We start from the raw sequence: 23,799 nt of genomic DNA on the forward strand, positions 1-23,799 counted from the left end.
CCCCCCCCCCCCCCCCCCCCCCCCCCCCCCCCCCCCCCCCCCCCCCCCCCCCCGCTCCCCCCCCCCCCCCCCCCCCCCCCCCCCCCCCCCCGCAACAGGAACAAGCAGGCGCACAGCAACGACACGGAAGCCAACCCGCCGGTTGTCTGGACCGGCGGCGAGGTCATGCGGTGTCTGACACTCGGGGAAAGGCCCTTGCCTGGGCGCCGGCCCAGGCCCGGATCCCGACACATCGGCGCTTGTCCTCCAGTAGGGACCGCTGTGGCCAGCGGTCGACTTCGTCGCCTTGCCGCGGTCCTTCAGGGGCCGCGGCTTGGCCTCGACCTTAGTCAGAGTCCAGGTGGCCGAGGCGACTACGGCTGGGCAGGTCCGCCTACGACCCGAGCACCGAAGGGGCGGAATCCGAAGTCCCCTCCGTCTCCTTGACTCGTAAGGTGCTCCGGCCGAACGCGCGAGTGACTCGCAGATACGGTGACCGGCTCCTGCGAGGGTGAAGGCACAGCAGGTTACGCAGAGGGGTACCCGACTGTGCCCAGGTGCGCAGCCGGTCGCGGTCGATCCAGTGCACACGGTGCTGGTCTCCCCAGCGCTTGGCGTCCCGTGTGAAGCCACCGTTGGTGACCACGACGGCGATGTCCGCTCCGTGGACGGGGCTGGCGGTGCCCTTGACCTGGTACATGACGTGTGAGCCGACTTTGGCTGCCACTTTGGTGTGCTTGGCCTGGATGACGATCCGACCGTACTGGGGGTGCTGGCCGATGACGTCTGCGGCTTGGTCGCCCTGCTGGCCGACTCGGCGGGCCGTCCAGCCGTCCCGTATCAGCAGGTCCCTGAGTGCGAACTCGAACTGAACGTCGCTCAGCGCGTCGACCTGGGCGAGAGTCAGGCGTAGACGCGCCAGACTCGCAGCACGTGCACGGGCCGCTCGTGCCGAGCGCACCGCCCGGCCACCCGCGAGGACTAAAGCCGCGCCGGCGAACAGAGCGAGGGCCGGCCATGCCTGGACGGCGGCCGTCCAGGCAGCGGCAGCGGTCTTCACGAGCAGCGCCGCTGCGGCCAAGGCGACGACTGCGGCCGCGGCCCACTCCCCCGTATCCCGGGGCATGCGCGGCCTGAGCTGCCGCCTCGCCATCAGCGTGACGCCGGCTGCGAGAGGGACGGCGCCGGCGAGTGCGCCGGTGCATCGGTGGACTCACCGAACCCGACGACCTGTCCCCACAGCCAGACGCCGGCGACAATCGCAGCGATGCTCCAGCCGCTCATTTTCTTCCGGCCGGGAGCAGGCTTACGCCTGAGATAGCTGCGAACCCGGACATATCCCTCCGGTACCTTGCCCGCCATGTTTGCCCTCCCCTTCAGTACGCGAGCCGCAGGTACGACTCGCTTCCTGTCCTTGGGTGTAGCAGCGGGCACTGACACAACCAGCGGAACGATCAGCCCCGGGCCCTGTCCAGGGAGAGAAGTGGACACCCTCACATACGGCGTTCGATGCCGTGCCTTCGCACGCCGCTCACCTGGCCCGAGCCCCGGTTTGCGCCAGCGGAGGCCAATCGTTGTTGGCGGATATGTGCTGCCTCATGGCCAGAAAGGGCGTACATCAGGCTGCCTACGGCTGCGATGAACGGCGAGATCGAGCGCTCCTGTTCGACATATGGCTACCGAGGCCACTGCCACGGAGCCCTCCGTGAAGGCGAGCGGTTCCCCTCGCCTGCCCCCACCTCACCCGCCATGTTTCCCCGGGGCAAAGCGGGGCTAGAAGTTGTCGTCAAATGTCATGCCCACATCAGCAGGGATGCCAGGGTGACCTCGGCCCGATAGAAGTCGGCGGTCTTGTCGTAGCGTGTGGCGATGCTGCGCCACTGCTTCAGCCGGTTGAAGCACCGTTCCACCACCCGCTTGTAGATCTGCTGGTCGAAGCTGAGGGCCGGCCGCCGCGGCTGCGTGCTGGCAGGATGAGGTCATGCCGAATCCTGCCCTGCACTCCCCCTCGGGGGATCGTGTGAGCGATGCCCGGTCGGCGGAGCCAGGTGCGGATCGCTTTCGAGCTGTAGCCCTTGTCGCCGATGACATGAGACGGCCTGGTCCGGGGGCCCGCGATGGTGATCCGGTGAGCGGGGGCGTGCACGCCGGTCGCATTCGGCCTGAGGCGATCACCGAGGTCACCAGCCTGCTGGCTCCAACGGCAGCAGGCCCTAACAGACGCCGGCCAGGGGCCGCTCGCCCAATTGGGGTAGTGGTGGTGCGGACGTCACCAGGTGTGAGCCTGCGGTCGGCGGTGATGAGCGGCATGAGCTCAAAGTTGTACTTCGACATCTCGATCGACGGTCAGACTGCGGGGCGGATCAACTTCGCTCTGTACGACGACGTCGTGCCCAAGACGGCTGCGAATTTCCGCACGCTGTGCACAGGCGAGAAGGGCTTCGGCTACACGGGCTCGACCTTCCACCGCATCATCCCCGAGTTCATGCTCCAGGGCGGCGATTTCACCAAGGGCGACGGGACCGGCGGCAAGAGCATCTACGGCGACACATTCGCGGACGAAATCTTCAAGCGCAACCACACCAAGCCCGGCCTGCTCAGCATGGCCAACTCGGGGCCGAACACCAACGGCTCGCAGTTCTTCATCACCACCGCGGTAACCTCCTGGCTGGACGGGAGGCACGTCGTATTCGGCGAGGTCGCCGACCAGAACAGCATGGACGTGGTGAAGGAGATCGAGCGCTGCGGCAGCGCGTCCGGGAAGACCACTGAGAAGGTCGTCATCGACAAGTGTGGGGCGCTCTGAGGTACGGCTGGCCTCTACCTGGGCGCTGGACCACAAGAACTCGACCACCACCAGGTCCTCCGGAGGGACGATCGATTGCAGGAGCACAGATCGTTTCCCCAGCCGATCCACGTCGTTGAGCCGCGTGCCATCCGGCTGACAGGCCGGGCCGCCGCCGGAGAGGTGCACACCATGCGGAAAACGATGCTGACCACAGTCCTGGCCCTGGTGATGCCCGCCATCGCCCTGGCGACGCCCGGGCCTGCCAACGCCGAGATGACCCACTCGCCCGCCGCTCTTCAGGCCGCCGTGGAACTGACCTACACCGAACCCGTCAGGGAGGGGCAGCGCATCACCTGGCACTGGACAGCCAAGAACCACGGCGACACCCCGGCCAGCGAAGTCGTCATCACCCACCGAGTCACGCCCGCCGTACCCGTCATGCTCACCGCGCCCTGCGAGGGCACAGCCGAGCACATCACCTGCGCCGTTGGCGAGATGTCCCCGAGCGAGACGTTCGAGGGCACGATCGTGGCCGAGCTGCCCGCCGGCCAGACCGAGGACGCTCAGATCCAGGGAAGGGCCACCTGGAAGGAGGCCACGCCGGTGTAGCGGATCGTCTCTCCGCCACGGAGCGACGCTGCTCCCTTCGATGCGGCGGTGGCGAAGGGGATCACGCGGTGCCAGAGGCTTTGTTCCGGCTCCCCGCCGTCACCGCTGCCGCCGCAGTGCCACCTCGCCGCCCGGCGCCCCGGCACGTACGGCCGGTCAAGCGCCGGGGGCGGCGGATGTCGGCGTACATCCGGGCCCTGACCCCCGCCTCGCCCGGCACCCGCCACACCGGGGTGACGCCGGACGTCGCCCACAGCCGCTGAAGGCCCTCCATCGCCGCCGCGACTGTCTCCTCGTCGGCCGCCGTGACGTCCAGGACCACCAGCCCCGGCTCGCCGATGTGCTGCTCGTCAATGTCCATGCCCCAACCGGCGGCCGGACCGGGCAGGCGGTTCGGCGTCGGCCTCCCGCGCCCCGGACGAGCGCCCCGACGCCGATGCCGGACCGACCTGCCGCACCGACCACGTACACACCCACCGGTCACCATGCCCGCTGTCCACGCAGCCGGGGTTGAGCAGCTCAACCCGCAACGCCGGCGAAGCCCGGCAACCCAGCGCCCTCTACCTCGCCACGCACTCCGTTCCTGGTGAGCCGGACGCCGGAGTGCAGTGGTCACTGGAAGCGCGTCGCTCCTGGGGCCTCGGGCGGCCACGTCCCGAATCGGGCACCGAGGGCGCCGTAACCGGCGGCCGGGAGATCACCAGGCAGCCCTTGCCTCCGAAGGGACGGCGTCGTACGCTCACCCCACATACCGACCAGATGGTATGTCGTGCAGGAACGTCGATACGCGGCTACTGCGGCCTGCGTGGCTGCGCCTGCCGCCGATCCCACGCGACCGTCGAAGGAGCCGCCGAGGATGAGCAGCACCAACCACCAGGTACGCCTGGCCGCACGTCCCGTGGGAGAACCACGCCCCACCGACTGGGAGCACGTCGAGGAGCCGGCCGGCGAGCCGGGTGACGGCGAGTTCCTGGTCCAGGTGCTCTTCCTCTCGATGGACCCGGCGATGCGCGGCTGGATGAATGCGGGCAGGTCCTACATCCGCCCCGTGGAGATCGGTGAGGTCATGCGCGCCGGCGCGGTGGGACGGGTGATCGCCTCGCGGCACCCCGGGTTCGCGGTCGGCGACCATGTGTCGGGATCGTTCGGCGTGCAGGAGTACTGCGTGTCGGACGGCCGCGACGTGACCAAGGTCGATCCGGCGGCCGCTCCTTTGCCGACGTACCTCGGCGCTCTCGGCATGTCGGGGCTGACGGCCTACTTCGGCCTGATCGACATCGGGCGTCCCGAGCCCGGTCAGACGGTCGTCGTCTCCGGAGCGGCGGGGGCGGTCGGCAGCGTCGTCGGTCAGATCGCCAAGATCCTGGGCTGCCGAGTCATCGGCATCGCCGGCGGCGAGTCCAAGTGCCGGCTGGTGGTCGACCAGTTCGGGTTCGACGCCGCGATCGACTACCAGAAGGAGGACGTCCGCGCGGCGCTGGGCGAGCATGCCCCCGACGGCGTGGACGTGTACTTCGACAACGTCGGCGGGGATGTTCTGGACGCCGTGCTGCTGCGGCTCGCACGCGGTGCCCGCATCGTCGTCTGCGGCGCGATCTCCCAGTACAACAGCACCAAACCGCAAGGCCCCGGAAACTACCTGTCACTGCTGGTGAACCGCGCCTCCATGACAGGAATGGTGGTGTTCGACTACGCCGACCGGTACGCCGAGGGCGTCGCGCAACTGGCCACGTGGCGGGCGCAGGGCCGGCTGAAATCCTTGGAAGACGTGGTGCAGGGCGGAGTGGCGGCGTTCCCCGAAACCCTGATGCGGCTCTTCCGTGGTGAGAACCACGGCAAGCTCGTGCTGAAGATCGCGGACTGACCGGGCGGAGGGGAGGGAGAGACCGGTGAAAGCACTGACCTACCACGGCCGTCACGACATCCGCTACGGCGATGTCCCCGACCCGGCCGTCACCAGTGCCACTGACGCGGTGGTGCAGGTGACCACGGCCGGCATCTGCGGCAGCGACCTGCACATCTACCGCGGCAACCCGTTCAGCCCGGAACTGGGCTACACACCGGGACACGAGTGCGTCGGCGTGGTGGTCGACACCGGCGACCGGGTCACCGGCTTCAAGCCCGGCGACCGGGTTCTCGTGCCGGCCTCGGTCGGCTGCGGCCTGTGCCGGTCGTGCGCGGCCGGGTTCACCGCCCGCTGCGAGCGCGCGAAGTCCAGCATGGAGCTCTGCTACGGAGTGAGCCCGCAATTGCCGGGCAGTCAGGCTCAGGCCCTGGCGGTGCCCTATGCCGACGTCAATCTGGTGCACGTGCCCGAGGGCATCTCCGACGAGGCGGCTGTCGTCCTGACGGACAACGCGCCCACGGCCTGGTACGGCTGCCGCCGCGCCCGCATCCAGCCTGGCGAGACCGTCCTCGTCATCGGCCTCGGCCCGGTCGGTCTCATGGCCGCCCAGTCCGCCTTCGCAATGGGCGCCGCACGGGTGCTGGGCGCGGATCTGGTAGCCGAGCGACGTGCCTTCGCCGCCACCCTGGGTGTCGAGCCGGTCGAGGGCGAGGACACGAAGGCCGCCGTACGGGAGATGACCGGCGGACGCGGGCCGGACGCCGTGGTGGAGGCCGTGGGCTCGGACGCCACCATCGAACTCGCCCTGAAGGCCGTCCGACAGGCCGGCCGGGTCAGTGTCATCGGGGTCAGCCAGAGCAAGGCATTCCCCTTCCACATGGGACTGGCGCAGATCAAGGAGCTGGAGTTCGCCATCGGGCTGTGCTCGGTGCACTACGAGCTCCCACCCCTGATCGCCCTCACCCGTGCCGGACGGATCAAGCCGGAGGTGGTCGTCTCCCACCACTTCGCCCTCTCCGAAGGCCCGGCGGCGTACGAATTGTTCGCAGGCCGCTCCGACGGCGTCCGCAAGATCCTTCTCGACCCCGCCCGCTGACCCTGCTCACACGAAGGCAAGGATCCGTCTCATACAGGACACTTTTGGGTGGTGCGGCCCATGGGCGGCTGCGACCGTACGATCCCGTCGGCCGTCCCGAACCGCAGCGCCGGGCTACGGCGCGGGGTCGGACGTGCCGGCCTCCGCCAGTTGTCTGATCGAGAAACGCTACAACGTGAACGTCAACGTTCCGCGGGACGACTGGTCGCTCTTGGGGCTCTTGGGGGTCTTGGGTGAGATGGCCGGTCCCGAGCAGGAGTAGGACGGGCTCAGGTCTGCTTCCTCTCTCCTTCTGGCCGACCCACGCTGTCGGGGACCTCACCTGCGAGGTCCCCGACAGCGCCTCCCCCGCTCGTGCCGGTGCCCGCAACGGGAGGGCGGAGGCAGCCTTTTCCGGGCCGAGCAACCACTGCCCAGCGCCGCCCGCACCGGCGTCGAGGATTCCGCAGCCAGGGGACACGGCTTGGCGGCTCAGCCGAGCAGTTGCGCGCTGCCGGCCGGTTCGCTCCGCTGCTGTCCATTGATGCGGTGCCGCTCGATGGACGAGCGCCGGTACACCTCCTGCCGCACCCGCTGGATCTCGCCGATGGGCCGGTGCTCCTCACGTGAGCGCCACGGTGTGATCGACGTGGCGTCGGCAGCCGCCACGTTGTCGTCCCCGCCGATGTCCTGACGCGGGAGGTCCACACGGGCGACGGTCACCCAAGGGGACAGTTCTTCGGGCCACTTCACGGAGGTGTTGTCCACCGGCATGCGCACCAGATCGGTGTTGAGCTGCACCTGGAGCTCGAAGGAGTGGTCGCGCTCCGCGGCCTCGGCCACCAGGGTGCGGCGGAACGCCTCGTTGTCCGCGTGCACGTCCACGATCTGGTGCGTGAGGGCGGCCAGGGATTCGGCCGTCGGCACGGTGCGGATCTTGGCGATGTGATCGCCGTACCGGAAGGCACCCATGCTGTTGTAGGTGTACGACAGCAGGTTCCTGCGCGGCACGGTGGTGAACGAGAGCATGGCGAACAGCTCGTCCCACAGCCAGCCGTCGGGGTCGGTGAGCGCACCCCGGCGGGTCAGGAACTCCGCCATCCAGGTCTTGCGGCGGGCGGGGTTTGCCAGGCCCTCGGGCAGTTCCGCGAACAACTCCTCGATGACCATGTAGTCGTAGGCGGTGTTCGCGAAGAAGACCTCGTTGTTGATCAAGTTGAGGTCGAACGTACCCGTGTCCGGTTCGTCGGCCAGCAGCGTGGGGCCGGGAACCCCGAACATCTTGATGCCCATCCCGCATGCCGCGCCCAGCTGGTGGTCGGGACGCTGGTGGCCCAGACCGTTGGAGTAGCGGACGACGGCGTCGTACTCGGCGGGCCGGGCGAAGATGCCCTGCCCGTGAAAGCCGGGATTGTCACCGATCGTGATCGAGGCCTTGAGGAGGCCATAGGTCTTTCCGTGGGCGGTGCGGACGGCGCGGCCGACGGCCTCTCGCTCGACCGAGGCGCCGGTGCGCTGTGTCACCTGGGCGACGACGGCGTCCAACTCTTGCTGATAGGTAGGACGTTCGAGGGGACGGTAATCCTCGTAACGGACGGGATCCATGGTGCTGCCTCCTGTGATGGTGCCGTTGATCTTAGACGTTAGCCAGCAATTAAATTGTGCACAACATAACTGGCTGTGAGGAAGCACACGCCGACGAAGGCCCTTACGTCCGAGGCACCGCACTCGCCGGGCGATGCACGCGAGGCGCACCGTTCAGGGCACCGCGTCTCATGGCACCTGCAGCAGGTGGAGGCCAGGACCTGGCACCCGTTGTGGCGAAGGGTCGTCGTGGCCGTCCTTCAGCAGCACGACCCCCGGACTCCGACGCCGCAACAACCGCGTCGCCAGTGCGGCGGCCGGGGCTGCGGACTGCTGGCCGTCGGCACAGAGGCGTGAGCGCGGAGGCGCCGGCGGTGGCTCCGCGCTCACGCAATCCCTGTTCCCGCATGGGTTCACGCGCACCGGCCCGCTCGCTTCCCTCTACTGCGGCGCGGCCGGCGGCCTGCCGCTCATGGTCTTCTCCACGGCCGTTTCGGGAATGCCGTCCGCCTTATTCCCGAATGCCGACTTCGACCTGTTCCCCACGCAGACAACCGGACTCGTCCCTTTCCGGTCGGCCACCTCGCAGGGGTTGACGCCGACTCCGTGGGACAGACGCCGCCTGGACGGACGCTGGAGATCTTCGTCGGGGGACATGCATACAAGCGGATCATGGACCCTGAGAATCCCTTCCTCAGCGCCTCCTTCCAGATGGGTGAGGAGACCGGAGAGGTGCCGGTCAGTGCCCGTACCTTCCCGCAAGTGGTCTGCATGGCCTACGCCGTCGCGCTGGTCTGCCAGCGGACCGGCGAGGCCTACGCCCAGTCGGTCAAGAACGCGTCAGGCCACCAGGCCCGACTCCCGCAGCCCCGAGCAGGGGAAGTCACCGGCCGGCTGGTCGAGCCGGGCTGAGGCGGCCCGGCACCCGTTCTCGTGAACTTGCCGCGCATGCCTGGGCGTGTCCGCAGATGCGTTTTCAGGCAACGCAGATGCCTGCATAGGCTCCCCGGCATGGACATCGTGATCCCGCTCTTCAGGCTCTTCGAGCCGCTCGACGCCGTCGGCCCGTACGAGCTCCTGGCGAACGTACCCGACGCCCGGGTGCGCTTCGTCGCGCCCGAACCGGGGCGGATCGCCGACGTGCTGGGCGCGATGCGGGTGGACGTGCCCACCCGGTACACGGAGGTCGAGTCCTGCGACGTGTTGCTCGTCCCGGGCGGTGCGGGGGCGCGACTGATGGTGAACAACACGGAGTTCATCGACTGGGTGCGCCGGATTCACGAGACGACCCGCTTCACCACCTCGGTCTGTACCGGCGCCCTCATCCTCGGGGCAGCGGGGCTGCTCGAGGGGCATACAGCGACCACCCACTGGATGGCGATGGACGACCTGGAGAGGTTCGGCGCCACCTACACCGCGGAACGCGTCGTCCGGCACGACAAGATCATCACCTCGGCCGGGATCTCCGCCGGTATCGACCTGGCCCTGGGGCTGTGCGCGTTGTTGAGTGACGAACTCACCGCCCGGGCCATTCAGCTTTTCACCGAGTACGACCCCCAGCCGCCGTACGACAGCGGCTCCCTGGCCACGGCGACGCCCGAGGTCGTGGCCCGGGCCCGGGAGCTCACCAGCGGCGGCTGAGCCGCTCAGCCCCAGCTTGCGCGCGGCAGCCCAGTTTGGGCCATCAGCTCCTACCTCGTAGGACCCCGCGTGCTGTCCCCTCCACAGGGAGTCCGCATCACGAGTTGGGAGAGTTTCTTCACCCATGCCGGGAACTGCGCCAGCGCGGTGCAGGCGGAGTCGACCCGCGTACCGGCCAGTTCACTGTCCGGATCACACTTGGCTACTCGGTCGGCAACCGCAACCTGGCCCGCGCTTCCTCTGGAGCGGATCGCCACGGCCAACCGGATCCCGCACTACAGCGGTGTCGAAGTGGGTGTCCGCAACGCTGATGGCGATGCGCAAGAACGGCTGTTGCGGAAATTTCGTGATGGTCAGCCCAGCCTCTGACACCAGGGCGCTGTTCATCCATGACAACACCGGCGTCCACGGCCGGGAGGGACGGTGAGACGTTCCAGGCGTTCGTGGAGGTCCCGTGAGGGGGGCGCGGGCCCTGCCTGGTTCTGTGTGCTCAAGCCGACAGCCGTGTACGCCGATGATAAGGGCGCCCTGCAGCAGTTCTGAAGTAGGTAGAGGCGAGGCGTGACAGTGCCCCGTACCCGCTCACAATGGGCTGCCGCCGTTCGCGTGGCGCTTGAGCTCCGGCGACTCGAGGCCGTTGATCCCTGGCGTTACGGCCCGAGCTCGGTACAACACACTCGTAGCGGTTCCGCCGTCTGCGATGCGATCGGCCCGGACAATGCCGAGCTGCTGATCTGATCGACTTCCCGCACTGGTTCGGCGACTGCCGCCATCGCGATCCCGGCCAATGGAAACGGTCAAGGCGGGCACGGTGCGGCCCCTGTCGAGCTCGCCTCGGGGTCTCGCAGGTCGTGTGGGAGACGAAGAGGGCCGCCGCGTTCAACCGCCGCGTTCAAGGCCCTGCGCGACGCGCAGCTGGAGCCCATCTACTTCCTGTACTCCACCAACGATGTGCACCCGTGCCGCTGCATGCTCTGTGGCCGCGGATACTCGACGCGGATCTGGAACGTGTGGACCAAGGGAGGCCATGGATGTGCCCACTGTGGGCGACGGCTGACCATGTCCCTGGAGCGGACCGAGGTCTACGTGCTGGTGCAAGCAGAAGCCGGCGGTCAAAGTGGGCATCAGCCCCGGAGCCCTATCGCCCCCGAACACCAAACTGATCAGCCCAGCAGCCCACCACCCACTGATCAGAAAAACCGCCCCTGGACAGCCGTGCTGTAGAAGCTGGGCATCCACTGGGCGGGACACTCATCGAACCCAGTAATCAAACTTGACCAGAAGCAGGCGACAGTCAAACTTGACTAGGAGCTGATGAGCTCTCCATCCGATACGACGAGTGCCCCAAGGCCTTGCAGAGGAGCCAGCGTGACCGTTCTGCCCTAGACCGGATACGTCCCGACCGCCGAGGACCGCGCGAGCCTGGACGCCTGGTTCGCGGACTACGACGCCCAGAGCACGCAGCGCAACGTCGAGCGGATGGCCGACATGGCAGTCTTTCCGCTCAACCTCGTGAGTGACGACGACGCCGGCAACGGCCGTTCGGCACAGTGGGACCGCGAGCAGCTCGTCGCGACGATGACCCATGTCATGGGTGACGGGAGCGAGGACATCGCATTCGAGTCCACACGGACACCCGTCTTCCTGTCCCCCGCCCTCGCCGTGGTCTTCACGGACTCGACCATGACGACCGACGGCCGGACCCAACAGCTGCGCTACGCCGACATTCTGATCAGGCGGAACGGAAAGTGGGCGTTCCAAACGATGATCCAGGGCGGCTGGGGCGACAACCTGGGCTGACGTCAGCGGCACCGCCGTCCCTGCCTAGATCTTGCTGAGGGGCTGTCCGGCCGGAGGCCGGGCGGCCCCTATGGTCATCCGGTGGCCGGTGAGGCGCCAGGTGCAGTTGCTTCGGGTGAGTCCGAGGTTGATCAGTCGGCGGAGGTTGAGGACGGCTGCTCGAGTGTGGAGCCAGGTGTCGTTGACGATGGCGCAGGGGCCTTGAGTCCAGCTCGGCGTCGATGACCGGGATGACCTGATCCTTGCTGATCTCGTACCCGCGGCCGATCTCGCCCTGGTCGAGCACCCTGCCATCCAGCGTGCCGACCTTCTGATAGCGAATCCGGCCGCCTCCTTCGCATGGACCTGGTGGAAGGAGATGTTGTGCGACTCGGTCGCGGACAGGACCTTGATCGGGATGGTCACCGACCCAAAACTGATCGCGCCGCTCCATACACCGGCCGTGGCATCGGGCACCTCCCCGGCTGCCCCCTGGGGTGGATGACCAGCCTGAATCGGCCGCCGCCGGGCGGCGCAGCGCGTCCAGCGCCTGGTCGAGATCGAGCCTCGGAGTGGACGACCTGACCGCGCGGCGCGCCCTGGTCAGCGGTAGGAATGGGCGTGTGCGATGAGCGCGATGCGGGCTCCACGGAGCTGGCCGCGCGCGCGAGGTAGTCGCCGTGTGTGGTGCGGATGGTTTGCTCACACCGCAGGCCGATGCGGCGCAGCCAGATCGCAGGCCTGTGTCGTTTCTGCCGAGCCGGATGTGTACGTAGAGCAGGGTGCCGGTGACCGGCAGGCAGATCAATAGCCTTGATTCGCCGACGAGTTCGGCATGTGCGCGCATGGTCACACCTGGTCGGCGATGAAAAGGCGCTCGTCCAGCGGCAGGTGCCGGGACGCGGTGAGACCCGCTCAGCCCGCGCCCGCACTCTGTGCGCAGGCTGAGAGGCCCCGTCCGCGTAGCGTTGGTGCCGTTGTGCCACAGCTTGCCGGCATGCCGGTTGATGCCGATCCGGCACGCCTCCCGACTGCTCACCGCTTGATCCATGAGCCGGAAGCATTCCGCCCGATCCGGGGCGATCCTTTCCGTCCCTGAGCCGTGTGGATTCTCCGCGTCGCAGAATGGAGATCCTTTTTGGGATCCACACAACGCCCGTCACCGTCCCGACCTGCAATCAGGGTCACGGCCCGATGCGCCGCGAGTGAGCTGAAGCGGGCCGGAAGTCGACGCCGCTGTCCGCTCCGTATCCGCAACCGTGCTGCTCAAAGCGATCCTCCGTGCCGACGCCGGACGTTCCTGTAGCAGGTCTTCCAGCCCGGACGGACGGCAGGATGGCGCGCGGTCGACCGCACCTCTTCGCGGGAGGGGAAGGCTCCATGGCCGCGAGATGACAGGCACCGCACGGCCCACTGAGCGGCGTGATCACCGCCCCGCACGGACCAGCCGAGGTGCGGATCGAAGACAGGCACGTCAGTGTCACTGCGAAGGCATATTCCGCAGGCATGCCTCTGCGCTGTACCCGACCCCTTTATCCGGCTGCCCTCGAAAGAGGTATGTCCCCATGGCCGACGACATCGCCTACGCCAAGATCCACCCGGCTATCGGTATCGCCCGCGTGGGCAACAGCACCGAAGAGAACGGCTGGTACTACGGCCCTGAAACCCCCGATCCGGATCCGGCACCCCCCGGCTCCTACAAGGACGGCACCGGCGCCATCAAGCGGCAGGCGGCCCGGTTCCGGATCTACGGCTACACCGCCAACGGTGAGGTCGTACGGGAGCTGACCGTGGCCGATCCGCAGGTGAGCCTCGAATGGGCCGTGCACGTTGCCAACCAGAAGGCCGCCTGGTACGAGTTCCGGCTCGCCCTGGACATCCCCGACATGGCCGGCAAGAAGGTCCCGCGCCGCAACAAGGGCATCGACCGTGCCAAGCTGGTCATCGACCCGGGCCGCAAGGTGCTGGACGCCACGAGCAGCCGTACCGTCGAGTTCACGGGCGGCTCCTTCCTCGGCTCCCTCGACGTGCCCCTCGGCTCGATGCACACCGACGACGAGGGCCGCCTGGTCGTACTCGGCGGTGCGGGGCACTCCGCCTCGCCGCACGGCGACCCGCTGGTGTCGTTCGGCAACAACGACGGCTGGTGCGACGACACCTCCGACGGTCCGGTCACGGCCACCCTCAAGCTCGCCGGCCGCACGATCCCCGTCCGCCCGGCCTGGATCGTGGTCGCCCCGCCCAATTACGCGCCCGACGTGAAGACTCCGCGCACCCTCTACGACCTGCTGTACGACGTCTTCGTGCAGGAAGGGTCGCTGCCCAACCCCGCACGGGTCTCATTCGACGAGCACATCAAGCCCATTCTCCGCCGGTTCTGCGAACTCCAATGGGTCAACAAGGGCTTCGCCACCCACTTCGGCTTCGGCGGCCCCGAGGACTTCATGGCGCCATCCCTGCTGTCCCGGCTGGCCAGCCGCTCCGAGACCCACCGGGAACTGCGCCGTCAGGTGTTCACCGCCATGCGCGACTGCGAGCGTGACGGCAAGACCAACCTGGCCGTGGTTCTACGGCGACGGCATGTCCCGCAGGCCCGGCTCTCCCTTGCAGTACATGACGCTCTCTCGCACCCAGCTGCTCATGCTCCAGGCGTGGGCCGACGGAGACTTCGACACCGCTCCCTGGCCCGGCTTCCCCCGCTCCCTCGACGAGGCCCCGGTCGAAGAGCAGCCCGCGCTCCTGGACCGCGCCGCGCTCGACTTCTGCCTCGCCGACGCCTTCCACCCCGGCTGCGAAGTGACCTGGCCGATCCGGTACGCCTCCATGTTCTCCGAGCCCTTCCGCATCCTGCACCGCCCGCCCGGCCAGCGGGAGCCGGACTACGGAGAGGAACTCACCCAGGAGAAGGTCATGGGGCCGGGCGGCCCCCTGGGAGCGCAGGGCCCGGGCGGCCTCACCCGCTGGATGGCCGTCCCCTGGCAGACCGACACCGCGAGCTGCCGCTCCGGCTACGAGTCCGGAGCCGGGCTCGGCCCCAAGTACGATCCGCACCTGCCCACCTTCTGGCCCGCGCGCGTCCCCAATCACGTCCTCACCGAGGACGACTTCCGCATCGTCAACAAGGAACCGGGCACCACCAGTACCGAGGCCCCCACCGACACCGAAGGCGTGGAAGACTCCCGCGAGGCAGCCTTCGCCCGGCGCGCGTCATGGCTGCGTGGATTGAAGGGCGCCTATCCCGAGCAGCTGCTCCAGGCGGCGGCACAGTGGCACCACTTCGGCATCGTCGAAGCCCGCCACTACACCGTCGGGGACGGCCGGTTCCCCGACCGCATCCAGGTGGAATCCAAGCCCGGCTTCGACCTCACGGGTGTCTCCCCCAACCGGAACCTGGTCACCCTCCACGTGCCGGAGGCCGTCGCCCGCGACCTCACCGCCTCCCGCGACGCGCTCCTCTCCGTTGCCGACGACGCCGGTCTCGACACCGACGAGATCACCATCGGCTACGTCGACAAGCTCGACCCCTTCGGTGAGGACGCGGCCAACGGCACGCCCGACACCGACACATGACGACCATGTATGACGTGATCGTGGCCGGCGGAGGCCCGGCCGGTTCCGCCGCCGCGCTCGCCCTCGTACACGCGGGCCGCTCGGTGCTGCTCGCCGCCCAGGAGAGCGGACCACCGCCCGTGGGCGAGGCGCTCCCGGCCGTCGCCCGTACCGTCCTGCGCGACCTGGGCGCCGGGCACACGGTCCCGGGCCCCGGTCACCAGCCCTGCCACGCCAACCAGTCCTCCTGGGGGTCCGCACGGCTGACAGACGTACACGGCATCAACGACCCGCACGGCCACGGCTGGCACCTGGACCGGGCGCTGTTCGACCGGCGACTGCGCGAGTGCGCCGGGGACCACGGTGCCGAGACGGCCCTCCGGCACACCGTTCGCCCCCTGCACCGGCACCCGGACGGCACCTGGACCGTCGTACTGCGCGGGCCCGGGCAGCGGCGGACCGTCCGCTGCCGGTGGCTGGTGGACGCCACCGGACGGCGGGCCGCGATCGCCACCGCCCACGGCGCACGGCGCAGCACCCTGGACCGCCTGATCGCACTCCACCTCACCCTGGGCCCCGGGGAACCGCCCGGTACGAACGGTTCCACGCTTGTGGAAGCCGTACCCGACGGCTGGTGGTACACCGCCCTGCTGCCCGGCGGCCGCCGGCTCCTCGTCCAGTACACCGACGCCGACCTGCCCGGCGCCACACAGGCCGCCGCACCGGGGAGGTTCCGCGCCCTGCTGGACGGCACGCGGCACACCGCCCCGCGCGCGGCAGCACACCCGTTTCCCGCCGATACGACACCCCGGCGGGCACCCGCGCACACCACCCACCTCGACAGGGCGCACGGCGACGGCTGGACGGCGGCGGGCGACGCCGTGGTCGCCTTCGACCCGCTGTCGTCGCAGGGCATCCTCACCGCCCTGTACACCGGCATGCGTGCGGGGCAGGCCGTCCACGCCCACCTCGCCGGTGACCGGACGGCCCTGGCCCGCTACACCACCGCCGTCCACGACGTGCTCACCGCCTACCTTCGCAACCGCCACACCTTCTACCGCCACGAACAGCGGTGGCCCGACCACCCGTTCTGGCACCGCCGTCACACCGAAACCCCACCTGGCTGACCGGAGGGAAGCCACGACCGAGCCCACCCAGCACACCACCGAGCCACTGATCGAGGAACCTTTCCTACCCTCTCCGGACTCGGCGCCGGAACCGCCGACAGCCCCGATGCCGCCGACCACCCCGGCCATCTGTACGCGGAGCACGCGTTCATCCTCTGCGGCGCCAAGGCAGAGTCGGCCACGCTTCACTGTCTGGCGCTGTTCAAAGTGCCGGTGCTCGCTCCCCAGATGGTGACCGCACCCTCGCGTTCGCCTACACGAACGGTCTCGCGCGCACTCGTCGACCATCGGGCCCGGTGGCAAGTTGATCGCAGGTGGTACGACACGTGGCGGCCATCGAGTTCCACCGATGGCCGCCTCTCAGCGCGCTGCAAGCGCGATGTGGGCGCGGACCGTGCCGTAGGTGACGGGAGCTTGCTCGGCGATCGGCTCGCCGTGGGCCGGGTGACGCTGGGGCTCCCTCCGAGGGCCACTTCAGCGGGGCGCGGATGGAGGCGGAGCCCTGCTTGACTCGCAGATGGGTCAGTTGTCTCTCGGCCTCCGCGATCTGGGCATCCTCGACAGGTCATGGAAGGCCCCTGCTGTCCGGATCGGCCCGGGCGGCGCCGCGTAGCACCCGTCGGCGCTGACTGAAGGGTCATGACCGGGCTGATCGGCAAGACGGTCGGTGCCGAGCCGGCCCATCGGATGCGTACGCGGACGTAGGCGCCGACACCCCTGTCGGAGGCAGCCGTTATCGTGCGCTCGGCAGGAGCGGGCGCGAGCGGGCGGTGGCAGATGGAGCGGGGATCGGGGACGGTCATCGAGGTGGAGTACGCGGAGGGCTGGGACCCGACGTCCCGGGACCGCGGGCGGGCGCTGTCCGCCCGGGAGGCTCGGGCGCGGGACGCCGAGGGGCTGCCGTACGCGGTGATACACCGGGTGCCGGGGAGCGAGGTGCCGGCCGATGTGCGGCTGGTCTCGTGGGCCGCGGGTTTGGTCGGGGTGTGGGCGTATGACGAACAGGGCCGCCGGACGCTCGAAGCGGAACTAAGGCTGCTGGTCGACGAGGAGCGGCTGCTGAACCGGCGCGCGATCAGCTGGCACTACCCGGATCTGGTGACGCCGGAATTCGCCCGGGACTGCCCTCGCACCGTGGTGGAACTCTTCCCCGACGGAACGGGACGGATCTCGCACCAGCCCGAGGGAATGCGAGGCTCCTCGCTGGAGGCCGTGCTCACGGTGCCCGACGAGCGACTGTGGTCGGCCCGGCCAGGGTTCGGGGAGTGGTGGCCGCTGCCGGGCGGCGAGCACCTGCCGGACTGGGTACGGGAGCACGTGAACACCGCCGGGACGCCCGAGGCTTCCCTGCCATGGCGTCGGGAACCATCTCGCATGTTCTCGTCCGTCGACTTCGATGTGCTCTTCCGTCCCGGTACGCGCATGACCGGTCCCTACGGCGACGAGATGACCGCCGTGGAGCCGAGGCGGACGGGCACCCTGCGCGTGCCGAGCGGCCTGCTGGCCGTCGGCTGCCCCCTGGACCATGACGGGCCGCACTTCAGCATCGCCGTCCCGCCGGGGCAGCACGTGCTCGAAGAGGCGCAGGCCGCCTTCCTCGACGGCTGCGAGTCGTCCACGGCGGTCCTGCTGAGCCTCGGGGAAGCCCCGGCCGTGTCCTGGGAGATGGCCCTCAGGCCGTGCGACGACACCAGGCTGCTCGGGGAGGGCGAAGCGTACGGATTCGGTACGGACGGCGCGATGGGCGCCTTCGCCGACGCCGGGGCGTGGGGCCCGCTCCAGGGGCTCTTCCGGCAGGTGATGGAGGGCGACGATCCGGAGGCGAGGAAGTACAGCACGGGGTCCGCCTACTTCCTCCGCACCTGCGAGCCCGGCTCCGGCGCCGAGCTGGTGGCGTTCGCGGTGGGCTCGGACGGGGTGCACCCCGTCTGGGTCGGGCGGTCGGCAGACGGGGGCGTGGTCGGCGTGATGGTGCTGGTCGAAGGAATGCCCGACCTCGTGGCGTCCTGAGCCCCCTGGTCCCCGCGGTAACCCGGGATGCATCTTTGGGCAGCAGGCGGTCCCGTCCGATCCGCGAACGGACGGCCCCTCGCCACTGCCTCCTCGCCTGCGACGGGCAGGGCCGGCCTCTCGCCTTCACCGTCACCACCGGCAACGTCAACGACTGCACCCAGTTAGAGCCGTCGTGGCTCGCATCGGCATCGCGCGGTGCGGGCCCGGGCGGCCCAGGACCCGGCCCCCGCGGATCGCCGCAGACAAGGGCTGTTCGTTCACGAAGATCCGCGTCCTCCCTCGTACATCGTCTTCCGTACGGGCGGCGATGAGGTCGGGGGCCTGGTCCTGGGCGTGGCAGACGTCGCACCAGGCGCGCAGGTCGGTGTCGGAGGGCGGCCTTGCCGTTGAGGATGTGGGAGGCCTTGGCCGGGTCCCAGCCGCACCGGGCGGACAGCACGCGCCCGTTGATCCCGGCATCCTTGACCAGGTGCTTCAGGCGCCGGGCGAGGGCTTCGCGGGCGGCTTATGCACTGGAGGAGGGGGAAGCAGGCATGTGCGCCCGTCTCGCCCCGCACCCCACCTCGAAACAGCCGTCCGTGCCCTGAGCTGGTCCCTATGGCGGAGACCACACCAAGCCACAGCCGCCGCGGCCATCACCGAATGACCTCATAAGCGACGGCTCACCAGCAATCGACCCCGAACTGGCGCGCCGCATGACCACGCGCACAACTTCACGTAGTCGGCCGCAGCACGCTGAAGCGCTGATCCACCAGATCAACACACTCGTGCAGACTCGGCGTCGGAAGACCGACACGCTCGCGCATCACAGCAATTGCCTGCACGTTTCGCCCGGCCGAAACGAGGCTGTCCACCTCCGACTGCACCTCAACTGAGAGTCGGTCCCACAGAGCGTTTCCCGTACCCGCATTGAACCCCACGGGCCTACACAAGAGGTCCTTCCGGCGACAGTGCTGAGGAACTTGACCATCGTCGGCCCCATGCCCTGCCGCAGGTAGGTGGTGTGGATGTCCTCGCACACGTCCAGTACTGCCGCGCTGTCTGTCAGCACGCGCGCGGCAGGCGGCTCGTGGGCGACGAGCGTCGCGACCGGTTCTCCGTGGCGGGCCACCAGGGCGAGCGCGTTCACTGCGCCGCCGGTGCCCGCGAACAGGTCGACCGGGCCGCGGCCGAGCGCCTCGATCACCCGCCGCACGTCGTCCGCGTGCTCCTCGGGAGCCGTCCGGGCGGCGCCGTCGGTGCGCGGGCTCCGGTCGGTTCCCCGCGGGTCGTACGTCACCACGGTGCGACGGTGCGGTCGGTAAAACGGGCGGCTTGCGAGGCGAAGCCGGCCGCGCCCATCGGCGAGCCGATCAACAGCAGCGGCCGGCCACCGGTGCCGTCACCGTCCGGGGCCGCACGTCGTAAGTGAGCGTCGCGCCCGGCGTGTCCGGGAGCCGGGTGTCGGTCTCGGTCATGCCGTCTCTTGAGGGGGTGTACCACTGCCCCTGTTGACCGGCCCTGCGCCGCGAACTCGTCGGTCGGCGGCGGAATTGGTGCGGAACCGTCCGCCCTCCGCGCGGGACGGCGATGGCCCGAACATGTCTGCGACCGGATTCCGGGGGCACATGGACCGTTGCACCGCACCGTTCGCCGCTTTCACCGCTTCACGCATCCGCGCGCATCCGCGCATCCGCGCATCCGAACATCGAACATCCGACAAGGGAGCCGTCCCATGCTGGGCATCGTCGCCGCCGTTCTGTTCTTCGTCGCCTTCCTCATCAACGCCGCCGACATCGGCACCAACGACACGTTCTCCTCGGGCAACGTCATGCTGCTGGGCCTGACACTGCTCGCGCTGCACGTCGCAGGTATCGGCACCTCCTGGCACTCCCGCCGTCGCCGCTGAACCTCCCTGGGCGGCCCGGCTGCTGGGCTCGTCCCGCGTACCCGTACCGCAGGCCGGACGGACCGGTGCGGCCACCGTGCAGGCACGGTGGGCGCACCGGTGGACGCGGCGGGAGCGGTGGGCCCGGGCGCCGGGTGCGCCCGGGCCCATGGGGGGTTCCGCTCCCGCGGAGGCGACCTGCGCCGGGGGCGCGGCGACGCCGGTGGCGGCCTAGCCGGGCTGGTCGCCGCTGTAGCGGTAGATGTTGCCGGCCGAGTTGACGCCCCACACCGTGCCGTCGGGCGCCGCTCCGATGTCGGTCAGCGCGCCGGGGATGTTGATCCACGGGTTGGAGTCGTTACCGGTGTACCGGTAGATGCCGCCGCCCGAGTTCACCCCCCATACATTGGTCCTCGACCCGGCCGAGATACGCGCCAGACCACCGGAGATCTGCTTCCAGGTCGTGGAGCTCTCGTCACCGGTGTAGCGGTAGATGTTCCCTGCCGCGTTGACTCCCCACACCGTGCCGTCCGCCGCGGCCCCGATGTCCTTGAGGGCGCCGGGGATGTTGATCCAGGGGTCCGCGTCGTCCCCGCTGTAGCGGTAGATGTTGCCCGCGGAGTTGACCCCCCACACGTTGGTCCTCGATCCCGCGGAGATCGCCGTGAGAGCACCGGTGATCTGAGTCCATTCAGCCATGATCTGAGCCCCTGTCGTCGGGTTGCGTAACCAGGTGATGGACGACGGGAGGGTCGGGCAAACGGGTGACGACGCCCACCGATCATCGGAAACTACGGAAAATCGATGTTTGGCGGGGAGGCCGCCGTATGCCTCGGAGTGCCTGGTCTCCCGTCCCGGTCAACCGATGTCCGGAATCCGTGTACCTCGCACGAGTGACCCGCGTGGCACCCTTTCGCCATCGCTGCGCGCATGAACGAGCGACGACGGGACAGTGCCGGCAAACCGACGCCGGGCGACGCGGGACGGGCGACGCGGGACGGCTCGCCGGCGAAGGAGGCCCGCGGCGCCGGCCTCAGGCCGTACTCGTGCCGACCGTCGGCCCGTCGGACGCCGGCCGGGTGGCCGCCCCGACCCCGGGTCGCGGGTCGGTGCGGAGCACGCCCGCCGCTGCGGCTGCCACCGCGCAGAGCGCCACCGGAAGCAGCAGAGCGAGGTTCAGCGGTACGAGGTGGGTCAGCGGGCCGATGACGGCGGGCCCGGCCAGCATGCCGAGGTAGCCCAGCCCGGCGACCCGGGAGACGTGGGCGCCGGCCGCGTCCTCGTCGGTGTGGCCTGCGGCGCTGAAGAACTGCGGTACGCAGCCGGACAGTCCGAGGCCGAACACGGCCCAGCCCACGAGCGCGGGCACCACCCACGGGGACAGCGCGGCGACGGTCAGCCCGGCGCCCGCAGCGGCGGCGCCGTAGCGGACGACGAACACCGGGCCGGTACGGGCGGCGACCCGGTCGGTGAGCAGGCGGCCCACCGTCATGGCGGTGGCGAAGGCGCCGTAGGCGAAGGCGGCGGTGGCGGCGGGCGCGCCCAGCACGTCCTCCAGGTGCAGCACGCTCCAGTCGTTGGCGACGCCCTCGCAGAGCATCAGCAGCAGGGCCAGGACGGCCAGGACCCACACCCGCCGGGGCGTCCGCCGCCGGCCGGCCGGGCGTGCGCCCTCACCCGTCCCGCTGCCGGCCGCTGCCCCCTCGGTGGCGGTGTCCTCACCCGTGGTGCCGGTGTCCTTCCCGGCGCCACTGGGCGGGCCGAGCAGCGCGGGTGTGGCGACGACGGTCACCAGGAGGCCGGTCGCGGCAATGGCGGCCAGGGTCACACCGAGGTCCCAGCCCCAGGTGATCAGCCGCGCGCCGACGAGTGCGGCGAGCACGCCGCCCAGCGAGAACACCGCGTGGAACGCGGACATGACCGGCCGACCGTAGGCGCGCTCCACCTGGACGGCGTGGGTGTTCATGCTGACGTCGAGGCAGCCGTTGCCGAGGCCCAGCAGGAACAGCGCGACCCCGAGCCCCGGCGCGTCGGTCGCCAGGGCGGGCGCCACCACCGCCGCGCTGCACAGCACGGCGCCCGCGGGCACCACCCGGCGGGCGCCGAGGCGGTCGGTGAGACGGCCGCACATCTGCATCCCGGCGAACGCGCCGCCGCCCAGCAGCAACAGCAGCCATCCCAGGACGGCGTGGCTGATCCCGGTGCGGGACTCGACCGCGGGGATGTGCACGATCCACATGCCCATCACGAAGCCGTTCAGGGCGAAGAAGGCGAACGTGGCGAGGCGGGCGGCCCGCAGGGTGCTGTTCATGAGAGCGAGCCTAATGAACAAGACCAGTGTTCGGTACGTTGACTTTCGCACACACCTCGTGTGCAATGCGCGCATGGGAACCACTGAACGACACCGCCGGATCGCCGATGCCCTGCGGGAGGCGCGCGAGCTGAGCGTGGCGGAGCTGGCCGGGCTCACCGGGTGCTCCGAGATGACGGTGCGGCGCGATCTGGAGATCCTGGCCGACCAAGGGGTGCTCGAACGGTTCCGCGGCGGTGCGCGCAGTCTGCTGCTGCGCGGCGAGGAGCCGCCGTTCGGGCTGCGGGCGCAGGAGGGCGAAGAGGTCAAGCGCCGGATCGCCGCGGACGTCGTCGACCTCATCGCCGACGGCGAGTCCGTCGTCCTCGACAGCGGGACGACGTGCCTGGAGGTCGCGAAGGCGCTGCGCGGCCGTCGTGTCACCGTGATGCCGCTGTCGCTGCACGCCGCCAACGCGCTGACCGGCGCCCCGTCCGTGCGACTGCTCCTGCCCGGCGGTGAGCCGAGGCCCGGCGAACTGGCGCTGACCGGGCCCCTCACGGAGGCGTCCCTCGCGGCGGTCCGCTTCGACACGGCCGTCATCGGCTGCTGCGGCCTCACCGCCGACGACGGTCTGACCGCCTACGACCTCGCCGACGCGGCCGTGAAACGGGCGGCGATGGCGTCGGCACGGCGCACCGTCGCGGTCGCCGAGGCGGCCAAGTTCTCCCGCACGGCGCTGGCGTTCGTCGCGCCGCCCACCGCGCTCCACGCCGTTGTCACCGACATGACGGCACCAGCCGCGGCGACCGACGCGCTGGCCGCGGCCGGCGTCACCGTACGGAAGGTGTGACCCCGCCATGACGTCCCCTGGAACCGTCCTGTTCGACCTGTTCGGCGTCATTGCGCTGCCCCAGTCGCCGGAGGCGCGAGCGGCGCTCGTCACCACGGCGGACACGCCCGCGCCGCCGTTCTGGGACGCGTACTGGCGGCTGCGCCCACCGTACGACCGGGGCGACCTGACCGGTCCGGCCTACTGGCGAGAGGTGGGCACCGCGCTGGGCACACGTTTCGACGCCGCACGCGTCGGGGCGCTCATCGACGCCGACCTGGCGAGCTGGAGCGCGGTCGACGAGGAAATGGTGGCGCTCGTCGGCGAACTCGCCGCAACCGGGCGGCGCCTCGCCCTGCTCTCCAACATCCCGCCCGAACTGGCCGACCACTACGAAGAACATCACGCCGCCTGGCTGCGGCACTTCGACGTACGCGCGTTCTCCTGCCGGACCGGTCACGCCAAACCGGATCCCGCCGCGTACACGTGATGCCTGCGGGCACTCGCCGCACCACCGCGGGACGTCCTCTTCGTGGACGACAGGGAGGAGAACGTGGCCGCGGCACGCACCGCAGGGCTGCGCGGCGTGCTGTTCACCGGCGCGGCCGACCTGCGCGCGGCGCTACGGGAGCACGAGGACGACGCGGCCGCATAGCCCGGCACGCGCGGCGAAACGCCGACGAACATCCGTCGGCCGCCGGCGGCCGACGTGACCGGTGACGGATCGACGTGACCGGCGACGGATCACCGGCACGCAGGCCTCCGCTTTTTCCGCCGGTGCTGCCCGTCGGCGCTGCCCGCCGACCAGCCCGCGCGCCCG

Annotated in this window: 20 protein-coding genes and 2 pseudogenes; 16 read left to right on the plus strand and 6 right to left on the minus strand. The window is 69.8% G+C overall.

Translation table 11 applies throughout. The annotated features are described in order from the left end of the window. Positions 1–373 precede the first annotated feature (373 nt). On the minus strand, positions 374–1,132 hold the full coding sequence (locus ACZ6C1_RS03635; RefSeq protein ID WP_469237284.1) for a restriction endonuclease: 759 nt from the start codon (positions 1,130–1,132) through the stop codon (positions 374–376). Positions 1,133–2,287: 1,155 nt separating this feature from the next. On the opposite strand from ACZ6C1_RS03635, the gene ACZ6C1_RS03640 reads away from it, so the two are divergent. Further along, complete coding sequence (locus ACZ6C1_RS03640; RefSeq protein WP_469237286.1) at positions 2,288–2,785, plus strand: peptidylprolyl isomerase; 498 nt, start codon at positions 2,288–2,290, stop codon at positions 2,783–2,785. 171 nt (positions 2,786–2,956) lie between these two features. Beyond that, on the plus strand, positions 2,957–3,376 hold the full coding sequence (locus ACZ6C1_RS03645) for a hypothetical protein (protein ID WP_469237288.1): 420 nt from the start codon (positions 2,957–2,959) through the stop codon (positions 3,374–3,376). Positions 3,377–3,437: 61 nt separating this feature from the next. Here ACZ6C1_RS03645 and ACZ6C1_RS03650 read toward each other — a convergent pair whose 3' ends face one another. Continuing rightward, on the minus strand, positions 3,438–3,737 hold the full coding sequence (locus ACZ6C1_RS03650; RefSeq protein WP_469237291.1) for a DUF6207 family protein: 300 nt from the start codon (positions 3,735–3,737) through the stop codon (positions 3,438–3,440). A gap of 495 nt (positions 3,738–4,232) precedes the next feature. Here ACZ6C1_RS03650 and ACZ6C1_RS03655 point away from each other — a divergent pair, with 495 nt between their 5' ends. Together ACZ6C1_RS03655 and ACZ6C1_RS03660 are read left to right on the plus strand one after the other, a co-directional pair. Beyond that, on the plus strand, positions 4,233–5,240 hold the full coding sequence (locus tag ACZ6C1_RS03655; protein ID WP_469237293.1) for an NADP-dependent oxidoreductase: 1,008 nt from the start codon (positions 4,233–4,235) through the stop codon (positions 5,238–5,240). Positions 5,241–5,265: 25 nt separating this feature from the next. Then, positions 5,266–6,318: an alcohol dehydrogenase catalytic domain-containing protein gene (locus ACZ6C1_RS03660; protein ID WP_469237295.1), complete on the plus strand. Its 1,053-nt coding sequence runs from the start codon at positions 5,266–5,268 to the stop codon at positions 6,316–6,318. A gap of 471 nt (positions 6,319–6,789) precedes the next feature. Here ACZ6C1_RS03660 and ACZ6C1_RS03665 read toward each other — a convergent pair whose 3' ends face one another. Continuing rightward, entirely contained in the window at positions 6,790–7,902 is a 1,113-nt protein-coding gene (locus ACZ6C1_RS03665) for a catalase family protein (protein ID WP_469237297.1), read from the minus strand. Positions 7,903–8,553: 651 nt separating this feature from the next. On the opposite strand from ACZ6C1_RS03665, the gene ACZ6C1_RS03670 reads away from it, so the two are divergent. From ACZ6C1_RS03670 to ACZ6C1_RS03705, 8 genes and pseudogenes are all read left to right on the plus strand, one after another. Next, positions 8,554–8,793 (plus strand): hypothetical protein, encoded by a 240-nt coding sequence (locus ACZ6C1_RS03670; RefSeq protein WP_469237299.1) that lies wholly within the window; start codon positions 8,554–8,556, stop codon positions 8,791–8,793. 99 nt (positions 8,794–8,892) lie between these two features. After that, on the plus strand, positions 8,893–9,522 hold the full coding sequence (locus ACZ6C1_RS03675; RefSeq protein ID WP_469237301.1) for a DJ-1/PfpI family protein: 630 nt from the start codon (positions 8,893–8,895) through the stop codon (positions 9,520–9,522). Positions 9,523–10,944: 1,422 nt separating this feature from the next. After that, complete coding sequence (locus ACZ6C1_RS03680; RefSeq protein WP_469238150.1) at positions 10,945–11,322, plus strand: nuclear transport factor 2 family protein; 378 nt, start codon at positions 10,945–10,947, stop codon at positions 11,320–11,322. 1,544 nt (positions 11,323–12,866) lie between these two features. Beyond that, a pseudogene (locus ACZ6C1_RS03685) lies at positions 12,867–13,475 on the plus strand (LodA/GoxA family CTQ-dependent oxidase); the annotation flags it as partial. 439 nt (positions 13,476–13,914) lie between these two features. Continuing rightward, positions 13,915–14,871 carry a LodA/GoxA family CTQ-dependent oxidase gene (locus tag ACZ6C1_RS03690; protein ID WP_469237302.1) on the plus strand — a complete coding sequence of 319 codons (957 nt, stop codon included), beginning with the start codon at positions 13,915–13,917 and terminating at the stop codon, positions 14,869–14,871. Next, a complete protein-coding gene (locus ACZ6C1_RS03695) occupies positions 14,868–15,977 on the plus strand; it encodes a tryptophan 7-halogenase (RefSeq protein WP_469237304.1) in 1,110 nt (369 codons plus the stop codon). Before ACZ6C1_RS03690 ends, ACZ6C1_RS03695 begins: the two co-directional genes overlap by 4 nt. 738 nt (positions 15,978–16,715) lie before the next feature. Further along, positions 16,716–17,987, plus strand: coding sequence for a DUF4241 domain-containing protein (locus ACZ6C1_RS03700; RefSeq protein WP_469237306.1), 1,272 nt, complete (start codon positions 16,716–16,718; stop codon positions 17,985–17,987). Positions 17,988–18,079: 92 nt separating this feature from the next. Continuing rightward, positions 18,080–18,273, plus strand: a pseudogene (locus ACZ6C1_RS03705) (IS5/IS1182 family transposase); the annotation flags it as partial. Positions 18,274–18,795: 522 nt separating this feature from the next. Here the strand turns inward: ACZ6C1_RS03705 and ACZ6C1_RS03710 are convergent. Next, entirely contained in the window at positions 18,796–19,272 is a 477-nt protein-coding gene (locus ACZ6C1_RS03710; protein ID WP_469237308.1) for an alpha/beta fold hydrolase, read from the minus strand. A 432-nt stretch (positions 19,273–19,704) separates the two neighbouring features. On the opposite strand from ACZ6C1_RS03710, the gene ACZ6C1_RS03715 reads away from it, so the two are divergent. Then, positions 19,705–19,878: a hypothetical protein gene (locus ACZ6C1_RS03715; protein WP_469237309.1), complete on the plus strand. Its 174-nt coding sequence runs from the start codon at positions 19,705–19,707 to the stop codon at positions 19,876–19,878. A 210-nt stretch (positions 19,879–20,088) separates the two neighbouring features. On the opposite strand, the gene ACZ6C1_RS03720 is transcribed toward ACZ6C1_RS03715, so the two are convergent. Together ACZ6C1_RS03720 and ACZ6C1_RS03725 are read right to left on the minus strand one after the other, a co-directional pair. Then, positions 20,089–20,556 carry a tectonin domain-containing protein gene (locus ACZ6C1_RS03720; RefSeq protein ID WP_469237311.1) on the minus strand — a complete coding sequence of 156 codons (468 nt, stop codon included), beginning with the start codon at positions 20,554–20,556 and terminating at the stop codon, positions 20,089–20,091. 334 nt (positions 20,557–20,890) lie between these two features. Beyond that, the gene (locus ACZ6C1_RS03725) at positions 20,891–22,168 is read right to left on the minus strand and encodes an MFS transporter (protein WP_469237313.1); all 1,278 of its coding nucleotides are present in this window, start codon (positions 22,166–22,168) and stop codon (positions 20,891–20,893) included. Between the two features lie 73 nt (positions 22,169–22,241). Between ACZ6C1_RS03725 and ACZ6C1_RS03730 the strand changes: the two genes are divergently transcribed. The 3 genes from ACZ6C1_RS03730 to ACZ6C1_RS03740 are packed head-to-tail and all read left to right on the plus strand — an operon-like array spanning position 22,242 to position 23,634. Beyond that, the gene (locus tag ACZ6C1_RS03730) at positions 22,242–23,000 is read left to right on the plus strand and encodes a DeoR/GlpR family DNA-binding transcription regulator (protein ID WP_469237315.1); all 759 of its coding nucleotides are present in this window, start codon (positions 22,242–22,244) and stop codon (positions 22,998–23,000) included. A 7-nt stretch (positions 23,001–23,007) separates the two neighbouring features. Further along, entirely contained in the window at positions 23,008–23,469 is a 462-nt protein-coding gene (locus tag ACZ6C1_RS03735) for an HAD family hydrolase (RefSeq protein ID WP_469237317.1), read from the plus strand. Between the two features lie 3 nt (positions 23,470–23,472). Further along, positions 23,473–23,634, plus strand: coding sequence for an HAD hydrolase-like protein (locus ACZ6C1_RS03740; RefSeq protein ID WP_469238152.1), 162 nt, complete (start codon positions 23,473–23,475; stop codon positions 23,632–23,634). Positions 23,635–23,799 lie beyond the last annotated feature (165 nt).

This window comes from Streptomyces sp. NPDC041796 (genome assembly GCF_055590785.1).